31 protein-coding genes and 1 pseudogene are annotated in these 26,013 nt (G+C 59.4%); 14 read left to right on the top strand and 18 right to left on the bottom strand.

The genetic code is table 11. The features are described 5' to 3' along the window. Position 1: 1 nt before the first annotated feature. The 11 genes from C4S59_RS19730 to C4S59_RS16565 are packed head-to-tail and all read right to left on the bottom strand — an operon-like array spanning position 2 to position 7,624. Positions 2–169, bottom strand: coding sequence for a hypothetical protein (locus C4S59_RS19730; protein WP_043872279.1), 168 nt, complete (start codon positions 167–169; stop codon positions 2–4). Further along, positions 169–1,740, bottom strand: coding sequence for an apolipoprotein N-acyltransferase (gene lnt / locus C4S59_RS16610; protein WP_052453652.1), 1,572 nt, complete (start codon positions 1,738–1,740; stop codon positions 169–171). Before lnt ends, C4S59_RS19730 begins: the two co-directional genes overlap by 1 nt. Then, entirely contained in the window at positions 1,737–2,231 is a 495-nt protein-coding gene (gene lspA / locus C4S59_RS16605) for a signal peptidase II (protein WP_009820121.1), read from the bottom strand. The genes lnt and lspA overlap by 4 nt, the downstream gene beginning before the upstream one ends. Continuing rightward, positions 2,212–2,997 carry a ZIP family metal transporter gene (locus C4S59_RS16600; protein WP_040652270.1) on the bottom strand — a complete coding sequence of 262 codons (786 nt, stop codon included), beginning with the start codon at positions 2,995–2,997 and terminating at the stop codon, positions 2,212–2,214. The genes lspA and C4S59_RS16600 overlap by 20 nt, the downstream gene beginning before the upstream one ends. Before the next feature lie 22 nt (positions 2,998–3,019). Next, complete coding sequence (locus C4S59_RS16595) at positions 3,020–3,478, bottom strand: DUF411 domain-containing protein (RefSeq protein WP_009820119.1); 459 nt, start codon at positions 3,476–3,478, stop codon at positions 3,020–3,022. A 3-nt stretch (positions 3,479–3,481) separates the two neighbouring features. Continuing rightward, entirely contained in the window at positions 3,482–4,855 is a 1,374-nt protein-coding gene (locus tag C4S59_RS16590) for a M23 family metallopeptidase (protein WP_103911570.1), read from the bottom strand. Next, positions 4,852–5,478 (bottom strand): SCO family protein, encoded by a 627-nt coding sequence (locus tag C4S59_RS16585; protein WP_043872276.1) that lies wholly within the window; start codon positions 5,476–5,478, stop codon positions 4,852–4,854. The genes C4S59_RS16590 and C4S59_RS16585 overlap by 4 nt, the downstream gene beginning before the upstream one ends. Further along, positions 5,478–5,945, bottom strand: coding sequence for a copper chaperone PCu(A)C (locus C4S59_RS16580; RefSeq protein WP_103911569.1), 468 nt, complete (start codon positions 5,943–5,945; stop codon positions 5,478–5,480). The genes C4S59_RS16585 and C4S59_RS16580 overlap by 1 nt, the downstream gene beginning before the upstream one ends. Before the next feature lie 28 nt (positions 5,946–5,973). Next, positions 5,974–6,633: a DsbA family protein gene (locus C4S59_RS16575; RefSeq protein WP_009820115.1), complete on the bottom strand. Its 660-nt coding sequence runs from the start codon at positions 6,631–6,633 to the stop codon at positions 5,974–5,976. Continuing rightward, positions 6,630–7,052 (bottom strand): disulfide bond formation protein B, encoded by a 423-nt coding sequence (locus tag C4S59_RS16570; protein WP_009820114.1) that lies wholly within the window; start codon positions 7,050–7,052, stop codon positions 6,630–6,632. The genes C4S59_RS16575 and C4S59_RS16570 overlap by 4 nt, the downstream gene beginning before the upstream one ends. Before the next feature lie 5 nt (positions 7,053–7,057). After that, positions 7,058–7,624 (bottom strand): SCO family protein, encoded by a 567-nt coding sequence (locus C4S59_RS16565; RefSeq protein ID WP_043872275.1) that lies wholly within the window; start codon positions 7,622–7,624, stop codon positions 7,058–7,060. 213 nt (positions 7,625–7,837) lie between these two features. On the opposite strand from C4S59_RS16565, the gene C4S59_RS16560 reads away from it, so the two are divergent. From C4S59_RS16560 to C4S59_RS16535, 6 genes are all read left to right on the top strand, one after another. After that, entirely contained in the window at positions 7,838–8,266 is a 429-nt protein-coding gene (locus C4S59_RS16560; protein WP_037239845.1) for a MerR family transcriptional regulator, read from the top strand. Between the two features lies 1 nt (position 8,267). Continuing rightward, complete coding sequence (locus C4S59_RS16555) at positions 8,268–8,594, top strand: YnfA family protein (RefSeq protein WP_043872274.1); 327 nt, start codon at positions 8,268–8,270, stop codon at positions 8,592–8,594. 78 nt (positions 8,595–8,672) lie between these two features. Further along, a complete protein-coding gene (locus C4S59_RS16550) occupies positions 8,673–9,407 on the top strand; it encodes a cytochrome c biogenesis CcdA family protein (RefSeq protein WP_008282973.1) in 735 nt (244 codons plus the stop codon). Positions 9,408–9,500: 93 nt separating this feature from the next. After that, complete coding sequence (locus tag C4S59_RS16545) at positions 9,501–10,271, top strand: transglutaminase-like domain-containing protein (RefSeq protein WP_008282972.1); 771 nt, start codon at positions 9,501–9,503, stop codon at positions 10,269–10,271. Continuing rightward, entirely contained in the window at positions 10,261–11,205 is a 945-nt protein-coding gene (locus C4S59_RS16540) for a cation diffusion facilitator family transporter (RefSeq protein ID WP_008282971.1), read from the top strand. The genes C4S59_RS16545 and C4S59_RS16540 overlap by 11 nt, the downstream gene beginning before the upstream one ends. A 434-nt stretch (positions 11,206–11,639) precedes the next feature. Further along, entirely contained in the window at positions 11,640–12,395 is a 756-nt protein-coding gene (locus tag C4S59_RS16535; protein ID WP_085976983.1) for a hypothetical protein, read from the top strand. A 103-nt stretch (positions 12,396–12,498) separates the two neighbouring features. Here the strand turns inward: C4S59_RS16535 and C4S59_RS16530 are convergent, their stop codons facing one another. The 6 genes from C4S59_RS16530 to C4S59_RS16505 form a co-directional block, all read right to left on the bottom strand. Beyond that, the gene (locus tag C4S59_RS16530; protein ID WP_008282968.1) at positions 12,499–12,723 is read right to left on the bottom strand and encodes a hypothetical protein; all 225 of its coding nucleotides are present in this window, start codon (positions 12,721–12,723) and stop codon (positions 12,499–12,501) included. 488 nt (positions 12,724–13,211) lie between these two features. Further along, a complete protein-coding gene (locus C4S59_RS16525) occupies positions 13,212–13,859 on the bottom strand; it encodes a glutathione S-transferase family protein (protein ID WP_103911568.1) in 648 nt (215 codons plus the stop codon). Next, a complete protein-coding gene (locus C4S59_RS16520) occupies positions 13,859–14,761 on the bottom strand; it encodes an NAD(P)H-binding protein (protein WP_103911567.1) in 903 nt (300 codons plus the stop codon). Before C4S59_RS16520 ends, C4S59_RS16525 begins: the two co-directional genes overlap by 1 nt. Before the next feature lie 42 nt (positions 14,762–14,803). After that, positions 14,804–15,301: a luciferase domain-containing protein gene (locus C4S59_RS16515; protein WP_103911566.1), complete on the bottom strand. Its 498-nt coding sequence runs from the start codon at positions 15,299–15,301 to the stop codon at positions 14,804–14,806. 8 nt (positions 15,302–15,309) lie between these two features. Next, positions 15,310–16,125 carry a DODA-type extradiol aromatic ring-opening family dioxygenase gene (locus tag C4S59_RS16510; protein WP_103911565.1) on the bottom strand — a complete coding sequence of 272 codons (816 nt, stop codon included), beginning with the start codon at positions 16,123–16,125 and terminating at the stop codon, positions 15,310–15,312. A gap of 66 nt (positions 16,126–16,191) precedes the next feature. After that, positions 16,192–16,587 carry a DoxX family protein gene (locus C4S59_RS16505; RefSeq protein ID WP_160006931.1) on the bottom strand — a complete coding sequence of 132 codons (396 nt, stop codon included), beginning with the start codon at positions 16,585–16,587 and terminating at the stop codon, positions 16,192–16,194. 145 nt (positions 16,588–16,732) lie between these two features. On the opposite strand from C4S59_RS16505, the gene C4S59_RS16500 reads away from it, so the two are divergent. The 5 genes from C4S59_RS16500 to C4S59_RS16480 all read left to right on the top strand — a co-directional run bounded on the left by C4S59_RS16500 (position 16,733) and on the right by C4S59_RS16480 (position 22,797). Further along, on the top strand, positions 16,733–17,086 hold the full coding sequence (locus C4S59_RS16500) for a winged helix-turn-helix transcriptional regulator (RefSeq protein WP_234994808.1): 354 nt from the start codon (positions 16,733–16,735) through the stop codon (positions 17,084–17,086). Positions 17,087–17,325: 239 nt separating this feature from the next. After that, positions 17,326–17,934, top strand: a complete 609-nt coding sequence (locus tag C4S59_RS16495) for a TetR/AcrR family transcriptional regulator (protein WP_103911563.1) — start codon at positions 17,326–17,328, stop codon at positions 17,932–17,934. A gap of 67 nt (positions 17,935–18,001) precedes the next feature. Further along, positions 18,002–18,553, top strand: a complete 552-nt coding sequence (locus C4S59_RS16490; protein WP_103911562.1) for a TetR/AcrR family transcriptional regulator — start codon at positions 18,002–18,004, stop codon at positions 18,551–18,553. 31 nt (positions 18,554–18,584) lie between these two features. After that, the gene (locus tag C4S59_RS16485; RefSeq protein ID WP_234168062.1) at positions 18,585–19,688 is read left to right on the top strand and encodes an efflux RND transporter periplasmic adaptor subunit; all 1,104 of its coding nucleotides are present in this window, start codon (positions 18,585–18,587) and stop codon (positions 19,686–19,688) included. A 28-nt stretch (positions 19,689–19,716) separates the two neighbouring features. Further along, the gene (locus tag C4S59_RS16480; RefSeq protein ID WP_050685819.1) at positions 19,717–22,797 is read left to right on the top strand and encodes an efflux RND transporter permease subunit; all 3,081 of its coding nucleotides are present in this window, start codon (positions 19,717–19,719) and stop codon (positions 22,795–22,797) included. A 12-nt stretch (positions 22,798–22,809) separates the two neighbouring features. Here the strand turns inward: C4S59_RS16480 and C4S59_RS16475 are convergent, their stop codons facing one another. Further along, positions 22,810–23,043 (bottom strand): hypothetical protein, encoded by a 234-nt coding sequence (locus tag C4S59_RS16475; RefSeq protein WP_050685821.1) that lies wholly within the window; start codon positions 23,041–23,043, stop codon positions 22,810–22,812. On the opposite strand from C4S59_RS16475, the pseudogene C4S59_RS19820 reads away from it, so the two are divergent. The 3 genes and pseudogenes from C4S59_RS19820 to C4S59_RS16455 all read left to right on the top strand — a co-directional run. After that, positions 23,000–23,422 (top strand): annotated as a pseudogene (locus tag C4S59_RS19820) (IS66 family transposase); the annotation flags it as partial. The gene C4S59_RS16475 and the pseudogene C4S59_RS19820 overlap by 44 nt on opposite strands. Before the next feature lie 123 nt (positions 23,423–23,545). Beyond that, the gene (locus C4S59_RS16460; RefSeq protein ID WP_050685825.1) at positions 23,546–24,757 is read left to right on the top strand and encodes a CaiB/BaiF CoA transferase family protein; all 1,212 of its coding nucleotides are present in this window, start codon (positions 23,546–23,548) and stop codon (positions 24,755–24,757) included. Positions 24,758–24,765: 8 nt separating this feature from the next. Then, positions 24,766–25,920 (top strand): acyl-CoA dehydrogenase family protein, encoded by a 1,155-nt coding sequence (locus C4S59_RS16455; protein ID WP_082204796.1) that lies wholly within the window; start codon positions 24,766–24,768, stop codon positions 25,918–25,920. Positions 25,921–26,013: the final 93 nt, after the last annotated feature.

The raw sequence follows: 26,013 nt of genomic DNA, 5'->3' as shown, positions 1-26,013 counted from the left end.
CTCAAGACGTGATGCGCAAGAGGATCACCGAGGCGAAAAAAGCGAGTAGGCCGAAAGCAATACCGAAGCCTGTCGCGTATTGAAGTATATCCAGGCGGTTCCCTTTCTGCCGTTGCGCCAGATAGCCACCCCAGAGCGCCCCTCCGACAAAGCCTGCGAGCACCAGCATCACGATTCCTCCGATTTTGATTTTTCTGAATTGAAACGTCGTCTGGCCGATCCGACGGTAAAGGCTAAGGCCCAGACCGCACAGATGAGCGCCAGCGATGTCCAATCACCGAAACGTGCGTAAGGTGTAGGCGCAAGCGCTGTCGGCAGGGTGGCATCTATGACTCCAGTTTGTCCGGTCTCGAGGCGCGCGATGATCTCTCCCTTGGCGTCGATGATCGCGGAAATCCCCGTGTTGGCCGCCCGGACCACAGGAAGCCCTTCTTCGACCGCGCGCATGCGCGCGGAGGCGAGGTGCTGCTCGGGGCCGATGCTGGTACCGAACCAGGCATCATTTGTTGCGTTGAAAATCCAGTCGGGGCGAAAAAGGTCATCGACCACCTGGCCCGGAAAAATGATCTCGTAACAGATCGCCACCGCGACCAGAGGCGCACCCGGGATCGCCAGCGTGCGTGGCCCTGGTCCTGGCGTGAAATCGCCCAAACCTTCGGTGAGCCGCTCGATCGGCAGCCAGCCTCTCAGGGGCACATATTCCCCGAACGGAACAAGATGATGTTTTGCATATCCCGTCAGAATTTCGCCGTTGCCGTCATAGGCTTGAACCGTGTTGAAATATCGGGTTTCCCCATCGCCCTCTACGCGGTCAGGCACTCCTGTCAAAAGGATCCTGCCGTCTGGCAGAACCGTGGATAACCGCCTGCGCGCCAAGGCGTCCTCGTCCAGAAAACCGGGAAAGGCCGTTTCCGGCCACAGCAGCAGGTCGAAGCGTCCAGGTTGCGCAGACAAGCTCAAGTATTTTTCCAGTGTTCGCTCGCGGCTGCCCGGTGCCCACTTCTCGACTTGCGGCACATTGCCCTGGACGATGCGCAAAGCGATGTCCGTCGGCGGCACATCCGTCCCTGAACGCAGCGCGCCGCCACCCCAGAGGCCCATCACCGCAGCGGCGAAGAGCACGAGAACAGGCACGCGTCTGTTTGGTGCCGCCACAATCAACACACCGGGCAACAGCCCGATAAAGACCGTGAGAAAGCTTAGCCCATAGCTTCCGACCCAGGCGGCCGGTTGGCGCAGGGCGGCATGTTCGACAAGAGCATAAGCGGCAAGGTTCCAGGGAAACCCCGTCAGGACATGACCGCGCAGCCATTCTGCGGCAACCCAGCAGGTTGCAAGCAGAAGACCTGCCGTAATGCCGCCGACAGCACGGCGCTGCATGATGGTGGCAAATAACATCGCCGCAATCGCTGGGAATATGGCCAGTCCGGCGGACAGTCCCGCGACTGCCGGGATCGCAAGGGCACCGAAACGTTCGGCATCGACGTAGAAGCTCTCGGCGATCCAGGAAACTCCAAACCCGAACTGGCCCATTCCGAAGACCCAGCCGATGAAGAAGGCGGGCGCTGTCGAAACCTGCCGGAGGACGAGAAAGAGTGCTGAGAAGGCGACCGGAACAACGATCAGCCATGAGAATGGTGGAAGGGTTAAAACCGTTAAACCGCCCGCTGCAAAGCTAATCCCTGATCGCAGGGGAATGTAACGGCCACGACCCGTCAGTGGTCGCAAGCCCGCCATCATGTGCCAGTTTTCAACTTGGCGCTCAACCAAGGGGCTATGAGCAGTAGGCCCACGCCACTGACCACGAAAACATCCGCCATGTTGAAGGCGGGCCAATGCGTGGATCCGACATAGAAATCGAGGAAGTCCGTCACACCCCGAAACCGGATGCGGTCGAGGACGTTGCCGAGCGCGCCACCGATAATCGCACCATAGGCGATAGCCTCGGCCCGGTTGTCAGTGCGCAATAACATGACAGTCAACCAGCCGCAGACCGCGAGGGCCAACACTGTAAGGCTCCACCATGGCGCTCCACCAAGTAATCCAAATGTCACGCCATCGTTGCGCAGGTAGATGAGATTGAAACCGGGAAAGACCGGAACTCCGGCGCTCAAATCTGCCGCATTGGCGACGACAATTGCTTTTGTCACCTGATCAACAAGAAAAGCAGTTCCAGCCGCAAAGAAACCTTGGAAATGGGACTGTTTCATCTCATCCTCCCAGCCATACATCGAGGAACAACATGATCACCAGGCCAACCGCGAGACCGAGTGTCGCCCTGTTTTGATGGCCAGAACGGTGGGTTTCGGGAATGATTTCGTGGCTGATGACGTAGAGCATCGCCCCGGCGGCGAAGGCGAGGCCCCATGGCAACAGCGGCTGCGAGATGCTGATGATCCCAGCCCCAAGAAGCCCGCCTACCGGCTCGACAAGACCTGTCAGGGCGGCAATGCCCCACGCACGGCGCCTGGAATATCCCTCACCAAGCAATGAGACCGCTACGGCGAGACCCTCGGGAGCGTTTTGCAGCCCAATGCCAATCGCAAGCGGCAAGCCACCAGAAAGACCGTCAGCCCCGAACCCGACACCAACGGCGAGTCCTTCGGGGAAATTGTGGATCGTGATCGCGATGATGAAGAGCCAGACGCGGCGCAGCGAAGCAGAGTCAGGGCCTTCCCGCCCCGACTTGAAATGCTCATGCGGCAGCCGTTCGTTCATCAGAGCGACCGCGCCCATGCCAAGCAAGATAGCAACACAAACGATGGCCGCCGGGAGAGCACCGTTGTCGAACTGTCCTTCGGCTGCATCGAGAGCCGGGATGATCAGCGAGAAAAACGATGCAGCGAGCATGACACCCGCTGCAAAGCCAAGTAGCAGATCGCGTGTAGCCCGGGATGGGATGCGCCCGAAAAGAACGGGGATCGCCCCGACCGCTGTCAGCGATCCGGCGGCCAGACTTCCTAGAAAGCCAAGGGTAATTGGGGAGAGGGGTTCCAAGCGTTGAGGTCTCGTCGATACGTCAGTCAGCGGCCGAATAACTGCTAAAGATCTCGGTCGATCCATCGCCGCGGATCAGGAAGACCTCATAAGCCTCTCGATCGTCTTCCGGTCCCATGCCCGGCGATCCATAGGGCATTCCGGGCACCGCCAACCCCACTGCATCTGGACGCTCATCCAACAAACGCTGAATGTCTGATGCCGGTACATGTCCTTCGATCACGTAGCCGTCGACCAAAGCCGTATGGCAGGAGACCATGCGCTGAGGCACGCCATTGTCGAGTTTGAAGCGCACAAGAGATCCCCCGAACATGTCCTCGCCTGTCGGCGCGAATCCGCTTTCCTCGAGGTGCTTCATCCAGGACAGACAACAGCCGCAGCCGTTTGTCTTCCGGACATCAATCTGGATCGCATCGGCGACCGCTTGCGCTGCGGGAAACAAGGCCAGCGTGACTGCAAGGGCGGGAGCCAGTCGTTTCATGGATTAAAGCCTTTCGGTTGTTGTTTGCACAAATTCGCTGGTGAGCCTCTCGGCCAGTAGCGAGCGTGCCTCAGCCAATCGCTCAAGTGCAGCCGTGTCATCCGCATCCCGCTCGGCCGCCTCTGCCAGTCTGTCGTCTGAGAGAGGATCGGTCGGGCGACCATCGACTAGAACCTCATAATGGAGATTTGGGCCGGTCGCGGTGCCGGTCGCACCGACGCGACCGATCATGTCTCCGGCCAAAACGCGCTGCCCTTGTTCGAGTGTGTCCGGCACCTCGCTGAGATGTGCGTATCGTGTCAGGGTGTCGGATCCATGCGCTATCTCCACCACCCGGCCATATCCACCACGACGTCCGATGAAGCTCACGCGTCCGGGTGCTGTCGCTTTCACCGGCGTACCGCGGGCCGCAGCAAAGTCGACCCCGGTGTGCATGCGCACATTCCCATAGACCGGGTGTGTGCGACGGCCAAAGACGGAACTCAGCCGCGCTCCTTCCACCGGTTGGGCAAAAACACGCAGGACCTCTCCATCGACATAGATCGTTGCTTCACCGCTGCCGTCATCCGGCCAGACGATCTCGTAGACCGTTTCACCAAGGTCCAGTGTGGCAAAGGCAAGTTCGGGCTGACCGATCCTCTCGTTTCCGTCGCGGGCTTCGCGCCAAAGAATACGCATCGTCTCGCCACCGGAAAGTTCGCGTCGAAAATCTACTGTGCCGCCCAGCACCTGCGCCATGTCGACCGCAAAACGAGCAGGGATGCCTGCTTTGTCCAACGCCGCGAAGACAGAGCTTTCGATCACTGCCTCGCCCGCGAACGTCACCATTTCAGGGTCTGGCTCCAACACGCGTGTGACAAGTTCTTGACCAAAGACCGTTTCGATCCGCACCCCATCGTCAACTGCCAGTTCCACGCGGCTCGGATTTCCGTCCACCTTTGAGATCACAGTGATCTCATGGCCCGGGCGCAATCGGCGCAGGTCATATTCTGCACCAAGCGCGAGCGCGATTTCGGCACGCGCAGGCGCAGCGATACCCGCGTTCGCCAGGACCGCATCCAGCGTCTCGCCCGACGCGATCTCACGCGACCAAGTGATCAAAGGCGGTTCAATCTCGGGCAAGGCGGTTTCTGCGAAGACAGATTGCAAGAGCGGCAGAGGTCGCATTGGGCTAGCATTGTCGGCGTGAAATGCAGCGGGCGGTGTCACATCGTAGTCGGCGATCTGAGGCATCGAGAGCGGATCGGGAGTCCAGAGGGTCGCTTCAGCAATCGCAGGAGGCACTGGCTCTTTAGAAAGAACGCCAGAAATGGCGATGGCGGTCAGCGAAAAAGCGCCTGCGACCACAGCGCTCGCCAAAACAATTCTAATCTTCATGTTGCCCCCTCTACGTCTTCTGTCAGTGCACGCCGGATCTTCGGCACTGCGAATTCTCTTGGCTCGTGATAGTCAATCATGGTGACGAGTTCACCCTTGGCATCGAACAGGAATACGCTTGCCGTATGGTTCATTGTATAGTCGCCGCCTTCGGTCGGGACGCGCTCATACGAGGCACGAAATCCTTCTGCAGCGCGGGCAACCTGGTTTGCCGGCCCAGTCCAGCCGCGAATAGCCGGATGAAAATAGCCGACATATTCGGCCATGGCCTCGACCGTGTCCCGCTCCGGATCGACTGTGATGAAGACCACGTTCATCCGCGCGGCGTCGTCCCCGAGATCTTCAAGCCAACCTGAGATATCCGATAACGTCGTGGGGCAGACATCCGGGCAGTAGGTGAACCCGAAAAACACCATGGTCGGGCGTCCGATCAGGGTTTCCGGGCCCACTTCATTGCCTTCGTGATCGGTCAGTCGGAAATCCATCGCCGACAGGGGGAGAGGCCTTTGGCCGGCCGGTTTTGGTGCACCGGGACCATCCACCCGCCACCAACCGACGCCGAGCATCAGAGCGACAGCGCCTACACCGGCTGCACCGTATTGGACCACATGTCGACGCTGCATCAGCTCTCCGGCCCGCGCGCGGCGATCCCCAGAATTGGGACCTCGACCGTCACCTTGCCGCCATCCGAGAAGGTCAGTGTCAGCGGGAAATTCTCGCCTTCGGTCATCGGCTCTTGCAGCTTCATGAGCATGGCGTGCAACCCGCCCGGCTCCAATGCCACGCTTTGGCCGGGCTCAATCGTGATTTCGTCAGCAGGCGCCATAGAACTGACGCCGTCGGCGTTGGTTTTCGACTCATGGATCTCGGGCATCACGGCCAGTGGTGTTGTAAGCCCGGTCAGCGTAACGGCGTCTTCACCCGTGTTGCGCACGGTCATATAGGCGGCACCTGGCCTGTTGACGCCGATCGAGGCGCGGGACCACGCATTCTCGACCACGACATCCTCCGAACCGGCAAATGCCGGAGTCGACATGCCCGAGAGTAGCAAGACAAGGGGCAAACCATTGATGTAAGATCGTTTTGTCATGAAGAATTCTCCTGTATCTGGCCGAGCATCAACTTTGGCTGGCCGCAACTTCCGCAGCCACCAGTCGCCGCAGTTCGGCCTCACCGAACGGGTCTAATGGCTTGGCGTTGACGAAGAACGTGGGCGTTTGTCGCACGCCTACCGCTTCGACATCAGCGCGGTCCTGATTGAGCACCGCCACGACACCGGGGGCCAGCATCTGTGTCCGGGCAGCTTCGACATCCAGACCACCGCTTGCGGCAATCTCAAGGATCAAACCCGGTGCCGGAGTGCCATGGGACGCCCATCGCGGCTGCTCGCGCAGGACCGCTTCCAGCACGGGTTCGAACACATCCTGCATCCGCGCAGCTTCGAGAACACGGATCGCTTCCACCGAAGCGTCCCCGTGAAACGCGGTGTATCGAATTACGACACGGATCGCATCACCGTGCTCAGCCATGATCTCTTTGACCACGGGATAGAATGCGCGGCATGCCTCGCAAGCTGGATCGAAAAACTCGACAATCGTGACAGGTGCCGTTTCGGGGCCGAGGATCGGGGAATAGGGCCGGATCAGCACATCGTTCACTTCGGGCGCGACAGGGACTGCCTCTGCCATGGGTTGGGGGCGGGTGGCATACCAGGCCGCGCCGCCAAAACCTGCGGCGCCAACAGCCAGAACGGATAGAACGAGGCCGCGTCGATTCATGTTTGTTTTTCCTTCAGTGAAAGGGCCGACAGCATCCCGATCATCGTGAAGGCGACAAGCGCCAACAGCGGAATCGGAATGCCGAAGACCACCTGGTTGTCGTCGGTACAAGAGGGGCCGGTCGCCGTGCAGGGCTGGATCGCCTCGGGGATCAGCCCGACATAGAGGCCGATGTGATACAACGCCACTGCCGCCCCCCCAAGCGCTAGCGCAACGCCATAGCGCCCCACGCGGGGATCCTGCCACCACAGCCCGAGCCCAAGAACGATAGCCAGGGGGAACATGAAGGCGCGCTGGAACCAGCAAAGGACGCAAGGCGTTTGACCAAGCACCTCGCCAATAAAGAGCACGGCAAGCGATGCGATAAGCGCAATGATCCAAGCAAGAACAAGGGCCGCTTCTCCGGAAAGGCGGGTCATGGCAATCAGATCCTCTTTCTCAGATCCGCAAGGATCTCTTCGGCGGGTGTGCCGTAGGGCCAGGAATTGGCGAAGCCCGCCCGCGGATCAAAAAGAAACAGGTGCGATGTGTGCCCCATTGTGTATCCACCCGGCGCGGTGGCCTCCTCGATCCTCTCAAAGAAAATTGGGAAGGTCTCGGATGTTGCGGCGATCTGCTCCGGCGTGCCGGTCAGCCCGATGATCCCAGCGTCGAACAGGGGCACATACCCGGCAAGTGCTGTCGGCGTATCCCGCTCCGGATCAATCGTTATAAAGATCGGCTGGACCTTTGCCGCCTCGTCGCCCAAGCCCTCCATCACGGCCGCGACTTCGGACAGTGTTGTTGGACAGACGTCGGGGCAATTGGTGAAACCAAAGAAGACCAGCATCCAGCGCCCTGCGAAATCTTCGTCTGTTTGGACCATGCCGCGATGATCCGTGAGTTCGAACTGCGCAAAGAAAGGTGGTTCGGTCTCGGCTTGGGCAAGGTCGGCGCGGTAGTCCGCCCACATTAGCAGCCAGATGAAAACGAACGCCGCCGCGCCCGCCAAAACCCATAGTACTTTCTGAAGATTTGAAAGCTTCACGCGCTCCGCCCGAATTTGATTCTATATTTTCAGCGAGTTTACACCCTCTAGCTACTGTAGGTTCAAGACTTATTATGGATGGAAGAGCGATGTTCACTGACCTGTGAGATGCCAAGCGGAACTTGTGCAAAAAAACGCTTAAAGCTACACGGGCTGTAGATAGTCTGGAGAGATGATATGCTGACAATCGGCACTTTGGCAAAAAAGACCGGGACGAAGGTGCAGACGATCCGCTATTACGAGCAGATCGGACTCTTGCCCGAGCCCGGGCGATCGGCTGGCGGTCAGCGGCGCTATGGAGATAGTGAGCTTGACCGTTTGTCTTTCGTCCGGCATGCGCGGCAACTCGGGTTCTCGCTGGACGCGATCCGTGAGCTTCTCGATCTGAGCGATCATCCGGACAAGTCTTGCGCGGAGGCCGATGCCATCGCTCGCAGGCAACTTAAGCAGGTTGAGCAACGTATGGCCCGACTTGAAGCCCTTCGGACAGAATTGCAGAGGATGGTGCATGAATGCAGCGGCGGGCACACGGCCGATTGCCGTGTGCTGGAGGTGTTGCGCGACCATTCCGAGTGCCTGACGGACCACGACGAGATCGGCGCCTGAGATGACCGCAGTGCTCGTCTATCCGCTCGCGGCCTTGGCTGAGATCGCCGGATGCTTTGCCATCTGGGCATGGTGGCGTCTTGGCGCGTCCCCTCTTTGGCTTGTCCCCGGTGTAGCGGCGCTGGTGGCGTTCGGCTGGCTTCTGGCTCAGGTCGACACTGTGGCTGCGGGACGCGCCTTTGCGGCCTATGGTGGGATCTATATTGCCGCGTCCATTCTCTGGATGTGGCTCGCCGAAGGGCACCGGCCGGACAGGTGGGATCTGCTCGGCACCGCTGTATGCTTGTTGGGTGCCGCTATCATCCTCGCGGCACCCCGCGGAGCGTAAAAAACGGCATTGCTCCTACAGTAGCTTTAGCTTTTACAACGGTGCGCGTTTCACAGGCTAAAGCAAGGCAGGAATTGAATGTTCGAAATCTCAGGTGTTGGAATCGTCGCGGCTTTTCTGGGTGGCGCTATATCCTTTCTGTCGCCTTGCGTCTTGCCTCTTGCACCTGGCTACGTCTCTTACATCGCGGGACAGCCCGCCGCGAAATCCGGGGCGGCGCGCAGCATTGCCGAACGGGCGCGCAGCGTGGTCCTGAGTTTGTGGTTCGTGCTCGGGTTTTCGACAGTCTTCGTGGCGCTCGGGGCCGGGGCAAGTCTTTTGGGCGGGATGCTCTTGCGCTGGAAATACGAACTCGGGCTTGCGGGTGGCTTCTTGATCGTCTTGTTCGGACTTGTCATGATGGGCGCGATCAAGATCCCCGCAATGATGCGTGACACGAGGCCCGACGTAAAAGTTGACGGCGGCAGCGCCGTTGGAGCCTACCTTTTGGGTCTTGCCTTTGCCTTTGGCTGGACGCCCTGCATAGGCCCTGTGCTTGGGTCGATCCTGGCAGTAAGCGCGACATCTGGAGCGGACGGGATGGCCTTGCTGGCAATCTACTCCGCAGGGCTTGGACTGCCGTTTCTAATCATAGCGCTCTTCACCAACGAGATTGCAGGCAGGCTAAAGCGGATCGGTGCGGCTGGTCGATGGCTCTATCGTATATCGGGCGGACTGATGGTGCTGATGGGTATCGGCGTGATGACAGGTCAGATCAGCCGCCTTGCCTTCTGGCTGCTCGAAACCTTCCCGGCCCTTGGCACTATCGGATAGAGCTGTGATCGAAAGTAACATTTGAGAAAAGGCTTGTCTCTCTAGTCACTGTAGAGATTAAGACTCCTCGTGAACGATTCGAGGAGAGACCCTGTGGCACCCACCGATTCCTATTTAACCGCAACAAGACTGCTGGATTTTGACTCGCCCTCAATCTCGAACCTGGTACGAGATCGTGGCTGGCATGACCTTGCCCGTGTCGACCGGATTGGCGCGGTTTATGACTTTGTCCGGAACGTGATTGCGTTCGGCTACAACCGCGTCGACGACATTCCCGCCTCTGCGGTGCTGACCGACGGCTACGGGCAGTGCAACACGAAAGGGACGCTTCTCATGGCACTGCTGCGCAGCGTAGGCATCCGCTGCCGACTGCACGGCTTCACCATCCACAAGGCCCTGCAGCGTGGCGTGGTGCCCGAATTGGTCTACCCCCTCGCACCGTCCGAAATTCTGCACTCGTGGGTCGAAGTCGAAACAGAAGAGGGCTGGATCAATCTCGAAGGCTTCATTCTGGACGCCCCCTTCCTGCAGTCGCTTCAGAAGGAATTCAGCGAAACAGAAAGCCTTTGCGGCTACGGCGCTGGAACGGATTGCCTGAGTGCGCCACCAGTCAGTTGGAACGGCGGCAGCACTTATATTCAGAAAACCGGTATCGTTCGTGATTTTGGAACCTTTGATGCGCCCGATGACTTTTATTTGAAATATAGTCAGAACTTCGGATTTGCGCGTGACTTTCTCTATCGCCACGTCATCCGTCACTGGATGAATGCCCGGGTTCGCCGCATCCGTCGTGGAATGTTGCCAAAGGTCCCTGGTCTCAGTCGACCGAACCACAGCCATGAGGAGAACAACCGTGCCGCATGATCATGGCCATACCCACATTGATCCTGAATCAGGTGATCGTAGGGTCTCCATCGCAATCTGGGCCAACGGGCTTCTGACCGTCGCGCAGATCGTTGGCGGCATCCTTTCCGGCAGCCTGGCGCTGATCGCAGATGCCCTACACAATTTTTCGGACATGGCGTCACTGGTGATCGCGTTCGTTGCGCGCAAAATCGCCAGACGACCCGCCGATGAACGCATGACATTCGGCTATGGTCGGATTGAAATCGTCGCGGCACTCATCAACTACACGACCCTGATCCTGATCGGTTTCTACCTGATCTATGAGGGTGGCATGCGGATGATCGACCCGCCCGAGGTCGCTGGTTGGACGGTGGTGATCCTGGGCGGTGTGGCACTCGTCGTCGACACGTTGACGGCGCTGCTCACCTATTCGATGCAGAAAGGCAGTGTGAACATCCGTGCGCTTTTCCTGCACAACCTGTCGGACGCTTTGGCCTCTGTGGCAGTCATCATTGGAGGGTCCCTGATCATCCTCTACGACATGCGATGGGTCGATCCCGCAATCACCATCGGCATTGCCCTTTACATCCTCTATCTGGCTTTCACTGAGATTGGCGGTCCGATCAGAACCCTGATGCTCGGCAGCCCACCCGACATCGACAATGCAGCCGTCGTTGAGGCGCTGCGGAGCGTCGATGGTGTAGCGGACGTTCACCACGTGCATCTGTGGCAGATGGAGGAGCACAAGGCGGCGCTGGACTGCCACGTGGTGCTGACAGCGGGCGGCTGGGGTAAAATCGAAAAGATCAAGGCAGCGATCAAGGACCGGCTGAAGGAGGACTTCAACATCGCCCATTCCAGCCTGGAGTTCGAACACGAAGACCGCGCACACGAAAACGCCGACCTCTACGGTCACGGCAAGCCTGAAGAGGAGGAGAACCGTTTTCACTGAGCTTGTGAGAGGTCATGAAGGTGTGATCGACGTCGATTGCGAGTGCAAGCTAAGCGACAGCGACCTGAAACGGGTGCACGGCCTGCTTCAAGCCAGCCTGGCCTGGTCCTCGAACTCACGAGGTTCGAAGCCTTCAAGGTTCCGTCTGCTTCTGAGCCGTTGCAGAACTGCTGAGAGCCCGAATGCGTCCTATTCGCCAAACAGATTTAGGTAGAACCGATTTAAGGGCAATTCGAGACTCATTTGACGATCGAGATGGCTCGGACGCTTTGACATGCCGTGGGATTGGCGCAGCGCGGAACGTGGCGGATGACGACGGGCGGCTCGGTCACCTCGCGATCTTGCTGACCGCCGCAACCGCAACACGCATCATCATTGTTGCAATAGTATATTTTCGTAGGTATGCTGGGTGAAGATTGTCAAGGGTCCTTGCCATGCGTTTCGAATTCAAAAACCTCCCTCTGGCGGCCTTTTTAGCTCTCGCCTTGACCGGCCCAACAGTTCCGACACAAGCACGCGCCCAAACCTATCAGATCGATTGTGCCATCCTGCTGTGTTTGTCCGGTGGATGGCCAGCTTCCGTGCCCTGCGCCCGCGCACGGGCCGAGTTCATCCGGCGCATAACTCCATGGCCGGTGGAGCCGCCGCTTCAGATTTGGCGCTGCCCGATGGGTGCGTCTTACGATGGACCTGCTAGATCGCGGCCCGCGGACCGGATCTTCGATGCCCTATATGGTGATTCAGGAACCCCTCCAAACTCTTCAACCCCGCTCTTCGATCAGGCAGCCAGGGCAGGCGGGATGCTTGGGCGCAAAGGCTCCAACGCGGCTTGGGACAACCTCGTAAGGGCTGATTACGCCCTCCAGCTCGTAAAAGACCGCGCCGACATCGATATCAGCGGGCCGGAATTCAACTTCGTGCGTTCCATCCGCGTCTTTGACGTTCGTTATGCCCGCCAGCACGAATCCGGGCGAGATGGCGACTGCAACCGCAGCGCCGCCGTTGTCCTCGGCACCTACGGGATCCAGGGCGATTTTTCTTGGAGGGTGTCGTCACCCGCAGCGCTTCCTGATGCGCATGCCGGTCTCGAGCGATGGGGCGAGCACTGCCCGAGCATTTATCACAGATCCGTCTTCGTTGAGTGGCGTGACTATAGCGGGAATTACGGTTTTGAGCAGGTCAATTACTGACTATTGAGCCGCAGCGAAGTCGCGCAGGGCCTTGTACGAAATCAAACCTGCAACGCAGGCACACTCACACAATCGAGGGCCATAAAGGCCATATTCTACCATGTCAGTCGTTGCGACAGGGCAGCTGCATGAGAGACGCGAAGTCAATTTCGGCTTTATCCGCATCGCAGAGCTCCGGGTAAATCTTTGAGACACGCTGCGGGCCATGGATGTCCCACCGGATTGCCAGAGCACCTGTGTTCCAGCGATATACCCAGCCGACAATGGTTTCTTCATCGGTTGCAATCAAATTGGCGATCGCGACGCCTTCGACCTCATTTTCGTTCACTGTTTACTGACTTCCTGCAATTTGGCGTTGCGGATAGCAGCTGTCGCGTAGCCCTTAATTGTGAGATGGGAAATTCAAGGAAATCAACGGCAGTGCTTTGCCCTTAAATATGAGATTTTGCCCTTAATTCCGATATTTTTGCCCTTAAACCTGAGACAGGGGTCAAAGACTTGTGCTGCAAATGTCGATGGAAAATGATGGCGAAGACTCGGTTGCCTTCGGTGCTGAGGAGGAGCGTAGGGCTGCGGTGCCACGTCTGCTTGCCGCAGTTGGTCACATTGCACAAAGGCGGGCGAGAAGCAAAGGCCCCATGACAGCCGAATCTCGCAATTAAGGGCAAAACTCGATGCCGAAAGCGTCTCGTCTCAGATTTAAGGGCAACGCGACAACTGTCCGGTTTTCTGGGACCACTTCACATGTCTAAATCTGATAGCGCGCCGATCGCCGGACGTCATGCAGACCGACCAATCATCGCGGCGAGCGCGATGTCAGGCGAAGAGCGCAAGAAGCGGTGCTACGGCCTTCTGCCAGCTGTCACGCGCTTCAAGCCGGCCGATCCAGCCCGCGATTCTGGGGAATTCGTCCAGCGAAATCCCCGCTTGGTCGCGATACATGAATGTGGTCGCCAGATAGAAGTCGGCAAGGCTGAGTGTGCCTGCGATCCAATCCCTATTGTCGAGTCCGGTTTCCAGAACGGCAAGAAACTGATCTGTGGCTTTCCGTTCCGCTTCGACTACAGTCGGATCAGGATCGCCCATGCCGAATTTCTCTTTGAGGAACAGCTCAAAGGACAACTTCTGCATCGCAGGGCCAAGGTGGATGGCTTGCCACCAGGCCCATTGATCGACGAGGGTCCGCGCCTTGAGGCCATCAGGATAGGGCCCCGCCTCGGGCCGGATCCCGGCCAGATAGGCACAGATCGCCCGGGATTCCCAAAGCACGAAATTCCCGTCCTCCAAAACAGGCACCTTTGCATTGGGATTGCGGGCAAGAAATTCCGCCGCGCGGTTGTCCCCGGCACGGATGTCAACCTCGACGATTTCGAGTTCCACGCCCAGTTCGTGCGCCACCGCCCGCACACGCAGCGCATTCGGTGAGAAGTTCGCGTTGTAAAGCCTCATGACATTCACCAGCATTATTGTTCCTGCGGCGCCTGAAGAAGCGCCGCGCGGTTAGCAGCCAGGAAATCGGCCACCGACTGTCCGGGCTTGCCGGTGAGCGATTCGAGATCGCCGCTGGCCACATCGAGATAGCCCTGCGCGATTGCTTCGTCGAAGGAGGCAAAGACCCTCGCCATGAACTCCGGCAGTCCATTTGCGATCATCGCCTGCACCAGATCCTCGGCGGGCAGGGCGACATAGGGGATTTCCTTACCCGCAATTTCGGACAAGATCGCCGCGACCTCGGCCTGGCTGACCGTCTCCGGCCCGGTGATATCGAGGGTCTCCCTTCCCGTAGCTTTCATTAGCGCCGCGGCTGCCGCACGGGCGCAATCCGCCCGCGTCACATACCCGGTCTTGCCATCTGCCGCAGCGGCGAAATGCGTGCCCATGGCGACGCTCTGCTGGCCGCCCATCAACAGAAAGTCGGTGTACATATTGTTGCGCAGGATCGTATGATCCGCCCCACTTTCCGCGATCAGCTTCTCGGTCCCTTCGTGGTCTTGAGCGAATCCGATCGGACTTTGCGCGACTGGGCCTGCGAAGGAGGTATAGACGATGTGGTCGATACCTACCGTCTTGGCCGCAGCAATCGCGTTGGAATGAGCTGCGAGCCGCTTGCCCGGCTCCAGATCGTCGGTCGAGATGACGAGAAGACGCCTGCCGCCCGCGAAGGCTGCTTCAAGAGAAGCCGGGTCGTTGAAATCGCCCTCGCGCGCCTCGACTCTTTTTCCCGCCAGATGGGCAAGCTTGTCGGGGGTGCGCGAAATCGCGATGACCGGACCGGCTCCTTCCTGAACCAGCAGATCGACCACCTGCCGGCCAAGTTGGCCGGACGCGCCGGTCACAATGAAGGGGCCGTTCTGGATGTTGGACATGGTATCTCTCCTGTCTTGGTACTTCTGCAAGCGCGCTTGCGATCAATCGTGGATTTGGATGGGGGCGGGATTTGCCAGCTTGCCGCGCGCGAAACCCCAGCTAGTGGTCAGGATTTTGATCATCACATCGATCTCTGCCTCATCGCGCGGCGCAAAGGCCATGACCGCATTGGCCGGGATATATCCGGTCGACGCCATCGGGTGCGGTTCGCCCCAGCCTTTTGCGATGAGTTCCTCGACCGCCGCCAGCGGCAGCATCATGTGCGACGAACCGTCATAGGCGGGATGCACATGGGCAAATTCCCGCCCGATCATGAAGGCTTCGCGCGGGCCGCAGGCATGTTCCCGCGGCAGGACCAATGCCTCGGCACCGGGGACCGAAATACCCGATCGGCAACGCTCGACGAAGGGCAGGGCGAAGGCCTTCTTCTTGAACAATGCGTGAATCTCGGCCGAAGAGTTCTGCGACACTTGCTCATGCGGGGCGCACTCGGTGGTTTCGGGGCGCGGACCCTGCCGCAAGGGAAGTTCGAAGCACATATCTGGTCCTATCCAAATCTGAACGCGCTTTCGACCGCGCCCAATACGTGATCCTCGAGGGTCTTTTCCCCCCGATCCGCAAGCGCGGCGCCGGCCACGACGTGCAATGGAATTAGATGTTCCTCGCGCGGATTGGCGTCGCGTGCGCCGGGTGCCCGATCCCAAGCAGCCAGCATGGCGCGGCGCGCCCCGGGGTCTTCATGGGTCACCGCACCCGTGAGCCATCGGTCAAAGTCGCCGCCGTTCACCGGGCCATCCGGTCCGCCCCTCATCGCCCGCATCATCTTGCCCATGTTGTGATAGGTGTTGCCGGACCCGATGATCAACACACCTTCATCGCGCAAGGGCGCCAACGAGCGACCGGCAGCAAGATGTGCCTCAGCGTCGAGATCGTCGCGCAGGCTCAATTGGACGGTGGGGATGTCGGCCTCAGGAAAAGCCACCTTTAGCGGAACGAACACCCCATGATCGAAGCCACGCGTAGCGTCGGCCCGGGTTTCAAACCCCGCGCCGTTCAATAGCTCGCTTGCACGGGCCGCCAGCGTAGGATTGCCTGGCGCGGGCCAGGTCAGCTGATAAGTATGGGGGGGAAACCCCTGATAGTCGAACAGCAGCGGCGGCGCGGGGTTGGTCTGCACGGTAAACACCCGTTCCTCCCAATGGCCTGAGATCACGAGAAGCGCCTTGGGCTTTGCCGGCAGGCTCGCAGGCAAAGCCTCAAGGAATCTGCGGTGCCTGTCCCAGGTGTCAGGCGGGTTCCAGTCCATGAAGAAGCAAGGGCCGCCTCCATGGGGAACAAACACTGTCGGCTGCCTTTCGGTCATTCTGTCTTCCTTTTGAACCCCAAGTCCGAGGGTGGATGGCCAGCGCCGTGGCAACTCCGCATCGGATTAATTCGTCTCTGTCGGAAACGTCGGCGCATATGCCGACTTTACCGCACGCACGCGATTGGCTGTCATCCACGAGGCGATCAGAAGCACCCAGGTCGCAAGAGCCGGTGGCCAGCCTGGATCGCCCGCGCCCACATGCGCCCCGAACGCCAGCACCAGATGCCAGAACATCGCCGCATAGGCCCAGTCCGCCAGCATCGCCGAAGGGCGCCAAAGAACCACCACCGCGCCGACGATCTTCAATATCGCGAGCGGCCAGATGATGTATGTGGGATAGCCCAACACCTCGCGATACATGCCCGCGACCAAGTCGTGGGATGAGATGTAGAAAGTCGCCGCACCCATATAGACCAGCGCCACAAGGCCGGTCGCGATCCAGTAGACATACTTTGCCACGTTGTCACTCTTCACCATACTCCCTGTTTGCAAGGGCTTGTTCAGCCGTAGTTTCCGCTTTAAGTATCTTTAGGTGTCTCGCTTCGTTCTTGAAAGTAGGCACTTAAAAGTAACTAGCTTACTTGGACCGCGAGGATTATCCACGATGAAGAGAGTCCAGCCCCCCTCATGCCCGATGGAGGCGCTTTTGCGTGTCATCACAGGCCCTTGGACGATCTATATACTCTGGGTTCTGTCCGAGCAGGGACCGCAGCGATTCGGCGCGCTCAAGCGTTTGGTGCCCGGAATTTCCACTCGCGTCCTGACCGAGAGGCTAAGAATGCTGGAACATGCTGGCGTTGTATGGCGCGAGCAGGCCATGACCATACCACCCGCTGTCACATACGGGCTGACTGAGCGAGGCGCGGAACTGCGCGGCGTGCTGGACACGCTTGGCTCGATCGCACGCCGCTGGGAGGCCGAGGGTGCCTTTGTCGGGACCGCAAGCGCGGCGGAATGACGTTGCCCCTCCTGTTCGCGGGATAATCCCGCGCCCGAGAACAACTCAGGCGGGCTCAGACCCGAAGTTCATGACGAATTGAAAACGGCGCTAGACAAAGCCGCGCCAGGCGGCGCTTGGTCGGGTAAATCCGCACAGCTCTATGACTTGCAGCAAAATCAACTATTATTCACTATACCAACTAGACGGTACAGTAAAGTTTGCAACCGCATAATCCCGCGTGGGATAGGGAGAACGAGATGCGCGAGAGAAAAATGGCCGACGTTTTGGTCGGTGCGCGCGAGGTCTTCTTCCGATGCGGCTATGAAGGCGCCAGCGTCGATGCCATCGCCGCCGAAGGAAAAGTGTCAAAAGCGACCATGTATTCGTATTACCCAAGCAAGGAGCAGCTGTTCCTCGGCGTGGTGGAATCCGAATGCGGTCGGCTTGCGGAAGAGATCCTCCGGTCTTTGACGACAGCATCGGAGCCGCGCGCCCAATTAGAAGAACTCGCTCTGCGCATTGTCGACCTCACCTTGGACGACACCTACATCCGTCTCCTGCGAACGTGCATTGGCGCTTCCGAGGCGCTGCCCGAAGTGGGTGAGGTGTATTTTCGCGCAGGCCCGAAACCTGCGCGCGAACTCGTCGGTCGGATTCTGGAGCGCCTTACACGCGAAGGCGCGCTTGATGTCGATGACACCCGGCGCGCGTCCGATTACTTCATACACCTGTGCGTTTCGGGGTTACTTATGCCGCGCCTTCTCGCAGTGAAACGAGCAGTCAACCGCGAGAAACATGCAGGCGAAGCGGTCGCTGCATTTCTACGACTTTACAGTAGCGGCCACAGAGACAAATTTTCAGATTGAGCTCGCTTGCCAAATACGGGGCAGCGCATTAGCTCGCCCAATGACTTCACCGACCGGACGGTACAGGATGACTGCACAACTAAAAAAGCAACCGAAAAACGCATCGCCGAATATTCTCGGCGCCGCGCGGGCAATTGCACTGCGAGAAGGCGCGGGAAAGATCACGATCGACGCCGTCGCTCGGGAATCCGGCCTCAGCAAGGGTGGGGTGTTGTACAATTTCCCCACCAAGAAGGCACTTCTGGCCGGGCTGCTCGACGAAATGCTGGCCGAGCACCGCGAACGTCTGGCGTCCGTCCCGGAAGGGCAGAGTTCCCGCACCCTACGAGGGCATCTGGAAACAGTCCTGCAAGCCGGAAGCACCGATGATGACCTTTCGATGGCTATTCTCGCGGTTTCGGCGTCGGATCCGAATCTTCTGGACCCGCTGAGACGAGAGCTGTCCCGTGATGTCGAGCGCATCCGTTCGGACGCGCAGGACGACACTGCGGCGATGGTTCTCTTGTTGGCGATCCAGGGTCTTCGTTTCCAGCGGCTCCTTCGCCTCGCAGATGGTGATGCCGATCAGCAAGACGCCGTCATAGACCGATTGAAGGACATGATCGATGAGCTCGAATAGAACCGGATACTTCCGAGGAGGCGCCGCTGGATTGATCGTCTTACTGCTCGCCATTGTCCTTCTCGTGCAATTCAGCCCGGACATCGCATCCAAGGTCTTCGCGCAGACTACGGATGAGGTTTCCGGTGCCGATGCGCAAGGAAGCGCCGAGCAAGATTTGGTCCAGCCGGTCACGGTCGAAGTTTCGCGCGCTGAGCTTCGCGACAGCGATAGGGCGCGCAGCCTGGCAGGTCGCGTGGAGCCCGCCCGGACCGTGGATATTGCCTTTCAGGTTTCGGGTCAGCTTTCCGACCTCGCGGTAGATGCTGGGACTCGGGTTGAGAAAGGCGATTTGATCGCTGCGCTCGACCCGGTCGATTTCGAATTGGCCTTGGACCGGGCACAGGCCTCTTTCGACCTCGCAAAATCCGAATACGATCGTGCGTTGAGTCTGACCGAGAGGGGGGTGGCGACGGACGCCCGTCTCGAAACGAACCGCGCGCAGCAGGTCCAAGCAGAAGTCGCCCTCCGTGAAGCGGAGCGACGCCTGGCTCAAGCCACGATCACCGCGCCCTTCGACGCCATTGTCGCGCGCATCTTTCTGGAGGAGTTTTCGAACGTCACCCCTGCGGCTCCGATTGCCAGGTTGCAGGACATCAGTGAAATGCGGGTCCGGATTTCCCTGCCCGAGGAACTCGCCGCGATGGCACGGGCCCAGCCCGATGCATTCAGGGTAACCGCCACTTTCCCCGCCGTGCCGGGATATGAGGCAACTCTTTATCCGCGGACATTCGTGACCGATGCGGACACCACGGCCCAAACCTATGACGTCGAGTTCGTGATAGAGGGCGCTATCGACCCACGATTACTGTCCGGAATGACGGCGAATGTGCGCGTAACCGCCGCCGCGGAGGGTGCGCAATCGCGGTCGGTAGTGGTTCCCGTCTCGGCGATCGACACGACGAGCCGGAACGAGCCGTCCGTCTGGCTCTACGACAAAGACTCCGGCCGGGTGTACCGAAAGACAATCCGGCTGGGGCTACCCAACGACGACGAAATCGTCGTGCTTGAGGGACTCGCCGGGGATGAACTGGTGGTGTCAGGCGGCTGGTGGCGCCTGAAGGAAAACGAACCGGTCGCGGTTCGCGGCCTCTGAACACCCCTGGACCGGACAAGTCGAAACCATGACAATGAGTATTTCACGCGCAAGCATCCGACGTCCGGTCGCCGTTTGGCTGGCAATTGTCTTTTGCCTTATCGGCGGCTTGTGGGGACTGAACACGGTCGGACGCCTCGAAGACCCGAGTTTCACGCTCAAGACGGCGCTCGTTTTCGTGCCCTATCCGGGCGCGACCGCGATGGAAGTGGAAGAGGAAGTCGCCGATGTCGTGGAGAGCGCACTCCAACAGATGAAGCAGCTCGACCGGGTGGAATCGAAATCCATGCCGGGCATGGCCCAGATCACGGTCGAGATCGAGATGACCTATGGGCCCGACGAGATCCCGCAGGTCTGGGACGAAATGCGCCGCCGCATCCGCGACATTGAAGGAGATCTCCCCTCCGGTACGCAGCCTCCGATCATCAATGACGATTTCAGCGACGTCTACGGCATGTTCTATGCTGTAACGGTCGATGGGTTGAGCGCCACGGAACAGCGAGACCTCGCGACTAAACTGCGGCGCGGCCTTGTCGCCGTCGACGGGGTGGCCAAGGTCGAGGTTCAGGGGCTGGCGGAAGAGGAGATCATCATCTCGGTCCCTTCGGCGCGCCTGACCGAACTGGGGCTGCCACCGGACCAGATCCTCGGTATCATCGCCGACGAAAACCAGGTTTTCTCCAACGGCGAGATCAGCGAAGGGCTGTCTCGACTGGGAGTGTCCGTTCCGCCAGGTTATGTCAGCGTCGAGGGCATTGAGGCGCTGCGGCTCGGCGCTCCCGGAGAAGTTGGGCAGATTGCGCTCTACGACATCGCCCGCGTGGTTCGAGAGGAGACGGAGCGACCGAGCCAGATCGTGCGCCACAATGGCACGCGGGCTTTCACCCTCGGGGTCTCGGCGCTCGTCGACCGCAACGTGGTCGAGGTCGGCCGATCGGTCGAGGCGCGGCTGGACCAGCTGAAGGCCGAACTGCCGGACGGCGTCGAGATCGTACCTATTTATGAACAGCATAAGGTCGTCGACGAAGCGGTCTCGAGCTTTCTCGTCGGCCTCGGTCAATCCGTGGCCATCGTCATCGGGGCGCTGATGCTGACGATGGGTTGGCGCGCGGGTCTGGTCGTGGGTGCCACGCTGGGCCTCACGGTGTTTTCCACGCTGTTCTTCATGTCCGTCTTCGGCATCGAGATGGAACGGATCAGTCTCGGGGCACTGATCATCGCTATGGGTATGCTGGTCGACAACGCCATCGTGATCGCCGAAGGCATGCTGATTGGCATGGCGCGGGGCAAGTCCGCCGAAGACGCCGCCGCCGATACCGAGACCGCGACAGCGTTGCCCCTGCTTGGGGCCACCGTGATCGGGATCATGGCGTTTTCGGGTATTGGGCTATCGCCAGATGCTACCGGAGAATTTCTGTTCTCGCTTTTCGCGGTTATCGCGATTTCGTTGCTGATGAGCTGGATCCTCGCGGTAACCGTCACGCCCTATTTGGGCAAGCTCCTTCTGAAGGCACCGAAAGACACATCCAAGGACCCCTATGGTGGCTTCATCTATTCGGCCTATCGCGGTTTCCTCTGGATGGCGCTGCGCGCCCGTGTGCTCGTCGTCCTGACGATCGTCGGAATCACGGTCTGGTCGGTCATGGCCTTCGGCCAGGTCAAACAGGCGTTCTTTCCGGCGTCGAACACCCCGATATTCTACGTCGAGCTCCAGATGCCGCAAGGCACGGACATTCGAGTCTCGAATAAAGAAATGGCCCGGCTTGAGGAGATCATCTTAGGCGAGGGGATCGTGACGGACGTGACGACGCTTGTGGGGCGAGGGGCCAGCCGCTTCATGCTGACCTACAACCCTGAGCAGGCCGATGCGAGCTACGGTCAGCTGATCGTGCGTGCGACCGATGCCACACTCATCCCCGATGTTGCGGCGCGTCTCAATCGCGAACTGCCGGCGCAATTCCCCAATGCTCTTGTCCGCGTCGAGGAAATCGTCTTTGGTCCGCCTGCCGGGGCCGATGTCGCCGTTCGTTTTGCCGGACCAGATCCGGTGGTCCTCCGGCAGCTATCGGATAATGCGCTTGCAATCTTCGACGAGGCCGGCACAATCACAAACCCGCGCACAGACTGGCGGCAGCGTGAGATCCTTATCGAACCCATCGTCGACGAGTCCCGGATGCGGCTGGCCGGTGCGACCCGCGGTTCGATCACCGACACCGTGCAATACGGCACCTCGGGCCTGCGGGTCGGCACCCTGCGCGAAGGCGATGCCGAAATCCCGATGTATCTGCGGCTTCCCGAGGTCGAGCGCGACGGGCTGGACCGTTTGCGCGATCTCTCCGTCTGGTCGCCAGGTGCAAATGGCTATGTGCCCATGGCCAACCTCGTCTCCAGTTTCGAGCCCCGCCTCGTCGAGGCGCTTATCCACCGCCGCGACCGTGAGCGCACGATAACGGTCCTCGGCGGTGCAGGCGGCGACCTGACAGCAGATGAGGCATTTCGCAGTGTTCGCACTGATATCGAAGCCATTCGGCTTCCCGAAGGCTACACGATGGAATGGGGAGGCGAATTCGAAAGCGCGGGAGAGGCGCAGGCAAGCCTCGGCAAACAGCTTCCCTTGGGTTTTCTGGTAATGCTGACAATTTCGATCCTGATGTTCAACAAAGTGCGCCAGCCACTGATCCTATGGCTCGTGGTTCCGATGTCGGTCACGGGGATGGTTCTCGGTCTGCTGTTCACTGGGCTACCGTTTACGTTCACGGCGCTTCTCGGCTTCTTGTCCCTTTCCGGGATGCTGATGAAGAATGCCATTGTGCTGGTGGAAGAAATCGATCAGCAACGCGCCGAAGGTGTCGAGGACTATCAGGCGGTGATCGATGGCTCGGTCAGCCGTTTGAGGCCCGTCGTGCTGGCTGCGGGCACAACGATTTTCGGTATGATTCCGCTCTTACCAGACGCCTTCTTCGCATCGATGGCCGTGACGATCATGGGTGGCCTCGCGTTCGCCTCGATCCTGACCCTGGTCGCGGTTCCTGTATTTTATGTACTGTTCTTCCGGATGAAGCCGCCCAAAAAAGAAAACGCTCCTTCAGGTTCCCCAGCGACAGCCTGAACGCAGATGCAGTTATAAGCGCTTCTCTGCGCGCCCTCGACCCGTCTTAAGGACGGTGTAGGCATATTCCGCCGCCTCAAGCGCGCCTTCGAGAAAACCGCCGAATGTCGGAGCCACTTCGGAGCCGCCAAAGACGAGCGCTTCGTCCCGCAGGCCTGAAAGAACGCACGGCAAGCCATAGTTCGGGTGGGCAAAAAAGACAGCGGAACTGCGGCTGGCAGCACGCCAGACGCACTCCCGCTCCATGGTCTAGGCCTTCAAGGCATGGACCGAGGCCCAACTGCTACGCATTCCCGGCAAGGGCGATCTCGTGAAGGCCTTCCGCTATGGTCTCAGCTGCTGGCCGTCATTCGAGCTCTTCCTTGGAGATGCCCGCGTCGGCATCGACGACAACACGGCCGAGCGCGTCATGCGCCCGATCTGCATCGGGCGAAAAAACTGACTTTTTGCAGGCTCCGACAGCGGTGGCGAAACGCTGTCCCGGGCGATGTCCCTTGTCGAGACAGCCAAGATGAACGGCCACGATCCGCAAGCCTGGCTGGCCGAAATCCTCGACCGCATCCACAATCACATGACCAACCCGCTCAACGAACTGCTTCCATGGAACTGGACGCCGATGAACTGATCCGCGGTAACAACCGGGCGGTTACGTTTTCGGGAAGGTGATTACCTTTGAATCTTGAGGTCCGACTTCGCCTTTGCTAGGAATCGAACAACAATTAGAAAAACAGCAAAGTCGAAAGTGCAGATGTCTGGACCCCTTGAGCAACTGAGGATTGTAGAACTTGGTCACGTAATTGCCGGACCACTTGCGGCAGCTTTACTCTCGGATTTTGGTGCAGATGTCATCAAGATCGAAGCCCCCAACCGGACGGATATGATGCGCGACCTTGGACCCAAGGCAGAGGATGGGGTGGGCGTCTGGTGGAAGACTTTGGGCCGCAACAAGAAAACACTAGGCCTGGACTGGAAGTCCGACGAGGGCCGGGACATCCTGCGCAGGTTGGTTGAAGATGCCGACGTGCTGATCGAAAATTTCCGTCCGGGTGTGCTAGAACGTGCTGGTGTTGGGCCAGACGTGCTGCACGATTGGAACCCGGACTTGGTTGTCTTGCGGGTTTCAGGTTACGGACAGGACGGTCCGATGCGCGACGTGCCAGCGTTTGGGCGTGCTGCAGAGGCCATGAGTGGATTAGCGCATCTGACCGGTTTTCCCGACGGGCCGCCGATGCACCCCGGCTTTCCGGCGGCCGACAGCACGACAGGGCTGATGGGCGCTTTGGGAATCATGATCGCGCTATTTGCTCGCGAAAAGGGCATTGCACGCGGTCAGGTCGTCGATCTTGCGGTGTTCGAGGCGTTGCTTCGGTTGATGGACTATCCTGTTCCCGCATTGACTGGCGCTAACCTCTCGCCGCGACGCAATGGGCTGCGCCAGCCGATGGACTTTGCTCCGGGGGGGATGTTCCGAACGTCCGATGGGGTGTGGCTGACCGTTTCGGCAGGGAGCGCGGAAACCGCGCAGCGCCTGTTGCGGGCGGTCGGAGGCGATGCCCTCGCCGATGACCCGCGGTTCGCGACATTGGGCGAGATGTCGCGGCACATGACGGTGGTCTTTGACGCGATCAATGATTTCGTCACGCAGCACACGGCTAAGGAAGTGGAAGCGGTATTCGCCCGCCATGATGCGGTTGCCTCGCGTGTGTTGAGCGTCGAAGAGATCATGACGAACGAGCAGATACGCCATCGTGGGGACATCGTGTCGGTCGACGGCAAACAGACCAAGGTCATCGGCCCGATCCCGCATCTAAGCGCCACACCTGGCGAAGTTCGCTGGCTGGGACGACCGCTTGGCGCGGACAGCCGAAGTATTCTGCGTGATCTTGGCTTTGACGATGATCGGATCATTGCCCTTTGTGAGGCAGGGCTCGTTAGTCTGGAAGAGAAGGGGACACCGTGACATTTCGAATGACGGACGATCAGAAGGAAATTCGCGACCAGATTCTGCGGATTTGTGCAAGGTTCGACGGCGACTACTGGCTGGACCGGGATCGTAACGGTGGTTTTCCCCATGATCTGCACAGGGCAATGGCCGATGGCGGCTGGCTGGGTATCGCCATGCCAGAAGCTGTCGGCGGCGCGGGTCTGGGGATCACCGAAGCGACCATCATGATGCAGGCAATTGCCGAGTCGGGGGCCGGCGCAAGCGGAGCCTCGGCCATCCACATGAACATTTTCGGGCTCAACCCGGTGGTGAAGTTTGGGACCGATGAGCAGCGCGCGCGTATGCTTGGCCCTCTAATAGCAGGCGATGAAAAGGCCTGTTTCGCCGTAACCGAACCGACGACCGGGTTGGATACCACAAAGCTGAAGACCATGGCGGTGCGGCAGGGGGACAGATATGTCGTGCACGGACAAAAAGTCTGGATTTCTACCGCGCAGGTGGCGGACAAGATGTTGCTTCTGGCCAGAACAACGCGGCTAGAGGATGTGAGCAGCCCGACCGAAGGGCTGAGCCTATTCTATACAGATCTCGACCGAAATTTCGTTGACGTGCGAGAGATCGAAAAGATGGGTCGAAAGGCTGTCGATTCGAACGAAGTCTTCATCGATGGATTGCCGATTCCGGCTGAGGACCTGATCGGGGAGGAGGGCAAAGGCTTTAGGCAAATTTTGCACGGGTTGAATCCCGAACGCATCCTGGTGGCCGGTGAATGCATCGGTATTGCGCGCAACGCACTGGCGCGAGCGGCGCATTATGCAAACGAACGTGTGATTTTTGACCGCCCGATCGGCCAAAATCAGGGTGTTCAGCATCCACTCGCCAAAGCCTGGGCGCGAGTGGAATCTGCCAATCTCATGGTGATGCACGCTGCAGCCCTCTACGATGCGGGAGAACCCTGCGGCGTCGAGGCGAACGCTGCCAAGCTTTTGGCCGCCGACGCCGCGGTCGAGGCGACCGAAGCCGCGCAAATTACATTTGGCGGATTCGGATACGCCAAGGAATATCACGTGGAGCGACTGGTACGGGAGGCTCTGCTGTTCCGCATCGTACCGGTGACACCGCAGATGCTTTTGTCGTTCATAGCAGAAAAAGCCCTTGGGCTTCCAAAGTCTTACTGATCGGAGATGACGGGCGGGGCTGGTGCGAAAAGTTGTCTTGACCAATTTTCTAACACCCGTTAGATTACTGGCAGCTGCCCCTAATGGGGAATG

This window comes from Thalassococcus halodurans (genome assembly GCF_900108225.1).
GTDB classification, from domain to species: domain Bacteria; phylum Pseudomonadota; class Alphaproteobacteria; order Rhodobacterales; family Rhodobacteraceae; genus Thalassococcus; species Thalassococcus halodurans.
This window is presented reverse-complemented; position numbering and strand designations above follow the sequence as displayed.

Bases quoted from the DNA above. Each gene is read 5' to 3' on its own strand.
- C4S59_RS16495 (WP_103911563.1), top strand. From the start codon at position 17,326: ATGCGCGAGAGAAAAATGGCCGACGTTTTGGTCGGTGCGCGCGAGGTC.
- C4S59_RS16510 (WP_103911565.1), bottom strand. From the start codon at position 16,125: ATGACCGAAAGGCAGCCGACAGTGTTTGTTCCCCATGGAGGCGGCCCT.
- C4S59_RS16525 (WP_103911568.1), bottom strand. From the start codon at position 13,859: ATGCTGGTGAATGTCATGAGGCTTTACAACGCGAACTTCTCACCGAAT.
- C4S59_RS16595 (WP_009820119.1), bottom strand. From the start codon at position 3,478: ATGAAACGACTGGCTCCCGCCCTTGCAGTCACGCTGGCCTTGTTTCCC.
- C4S59_RS16580 (WP_103911569.1), bottom strand. From the start codon at position 5,945: ATGACAAAACGATCTTACATCAATGGTTTGCCCCTTGTCTTGCTACTC.
- C4S59_RS16575 (WP_009820115.1), bottom strand. From the start codon at position 6,633: ATGAATCGACGCGGCCTCGTTCTATCCGTTCTGGCTGTTGGCGCCGCA.
- C4S59_RS16455 (WP_082204796.1), top strand. From the start codon at position 24,766: ATGACGGACGATCAGAAGGAAATTCGCGACCAGATTCTGCGGATTTGT.
- C4S59_RS16535 (WP_085976983.1), top strand. From the start codon at position 11,640: ATGCGTTTCGAATTCAAAAACCTCCCTCTGGCGGCCTTTTTAGCTCTC.
- C4S59_RS16480 (WP_050685819.1), top strand. From the start codon at position 19,717: ATGACAATGAGTATTTCACGCGCAAGCATCCGACGTCCGGTCGCCGTT.
- C4S59_RS16460 (WP_050685825.1), top strand. From the start codon at position 23,546: ATGTCTGGACCCCTTGAGCAACTGAGGATTGTAGAACTTGGTCACGTA.
- C4S59_RS16570 (WP_009820114.1), bottom strand. From the start codon at position 7,052: ATGACCCGCCTTTCCGGAGAAGCGGCCCTTGTTCTTGCTTGGATCATT.
- C4S59_RS16490 (WP_103911562.1), top strand. From the start codon at position 18,002: ATGACTGCACAACTAAAAAAGCAACCGAAAAACGCATCGCCGAATATT.
- C4S59_RS16500 (WP_234994808.1), top strand. From the start codon at position 16,733: ATGAAGAGAGTCCAGCCCCCCTCATGCCCGATGGAGGCGCTTTTGCGT.
- C4S59_RS16560 (WP_037239845.1), top strand. From the start codon at position 7,838: ATGCTGACAATCGGCACTTTGGCAAAAAAGACCGGGACGAAGGTGCAG.
- C4S59_RS16590 (WP_103911570.1), bottom strand. From the start codon at position 4,855: ATGAAGATTAGAATTGTTTTGGCGAGCGCTGTGGTCGCAGGCGCTTTT.
- C4S59_RS16520 (WP_103911567.1), bottom strand. From the start codon at position 14,761: ATGTCCAACATCCAGAACGGCCCCTTCATTGTGACCGGCGCGTCCGGC.
- lspA (WP_009820121.1), bottom strand. From the start codon at position 2,231: ATGTATGGCTGGGAGGATGAGATGAAACAGTCCCATTTCCAAGGTTTC.
- C4S59_RS16475 (WP_050685821.1), bottom strand. From the start codon at position 23,043: ATGGAGCGGGAGTGCGTCTGGCGTGCTGCCAGCCGCAGTTCCGCTGTC.
- C4S59_RS16555 (WP_043872274.1), top strand. From the start codon at position 8,268: ATGACCGCAGTGCTCGTCTATCCGCTCGCGGCCTTGGCTGAGATCGCC.
- C4S59_RS16585 (WP_043872276.1), bottom strand. From the start codon at position 5,478: ATGCAGCGTCGACATGTGGTCCAATACGGTGCAGCCGGTGTAGGCGCT.
- C4S59_RS19730 (WP_043872279.1), bottom strand. From the start codon at position 169: ATGCTGGTGCTCGCAGGCTTTGTCGGAGGGGCGCTCTGGGGTGGCTAT.
- C4S59_RS16515 (WP_103911566.1), bottom strand. From the start codon at position 15,301: ATGTGCTTCGAACTTCCCTTGCGGCAGGGTCCGCGCCCCGAAACCACC.
- C4S59_RS16550 (WP_008282973.1), top strand. From the start codon at position 8,673: ATGTTCGAAATCTCAGGTGTTGGAATCGTCGCGGCTTTTCTGGGTGGC.
- lnt (WP_052453652.1), bottom strand. From the start codon at position 1,740: ATGATGGCGGGCTTGCGACCACTGACGGGTCGTGGCCGTTACATTCCC.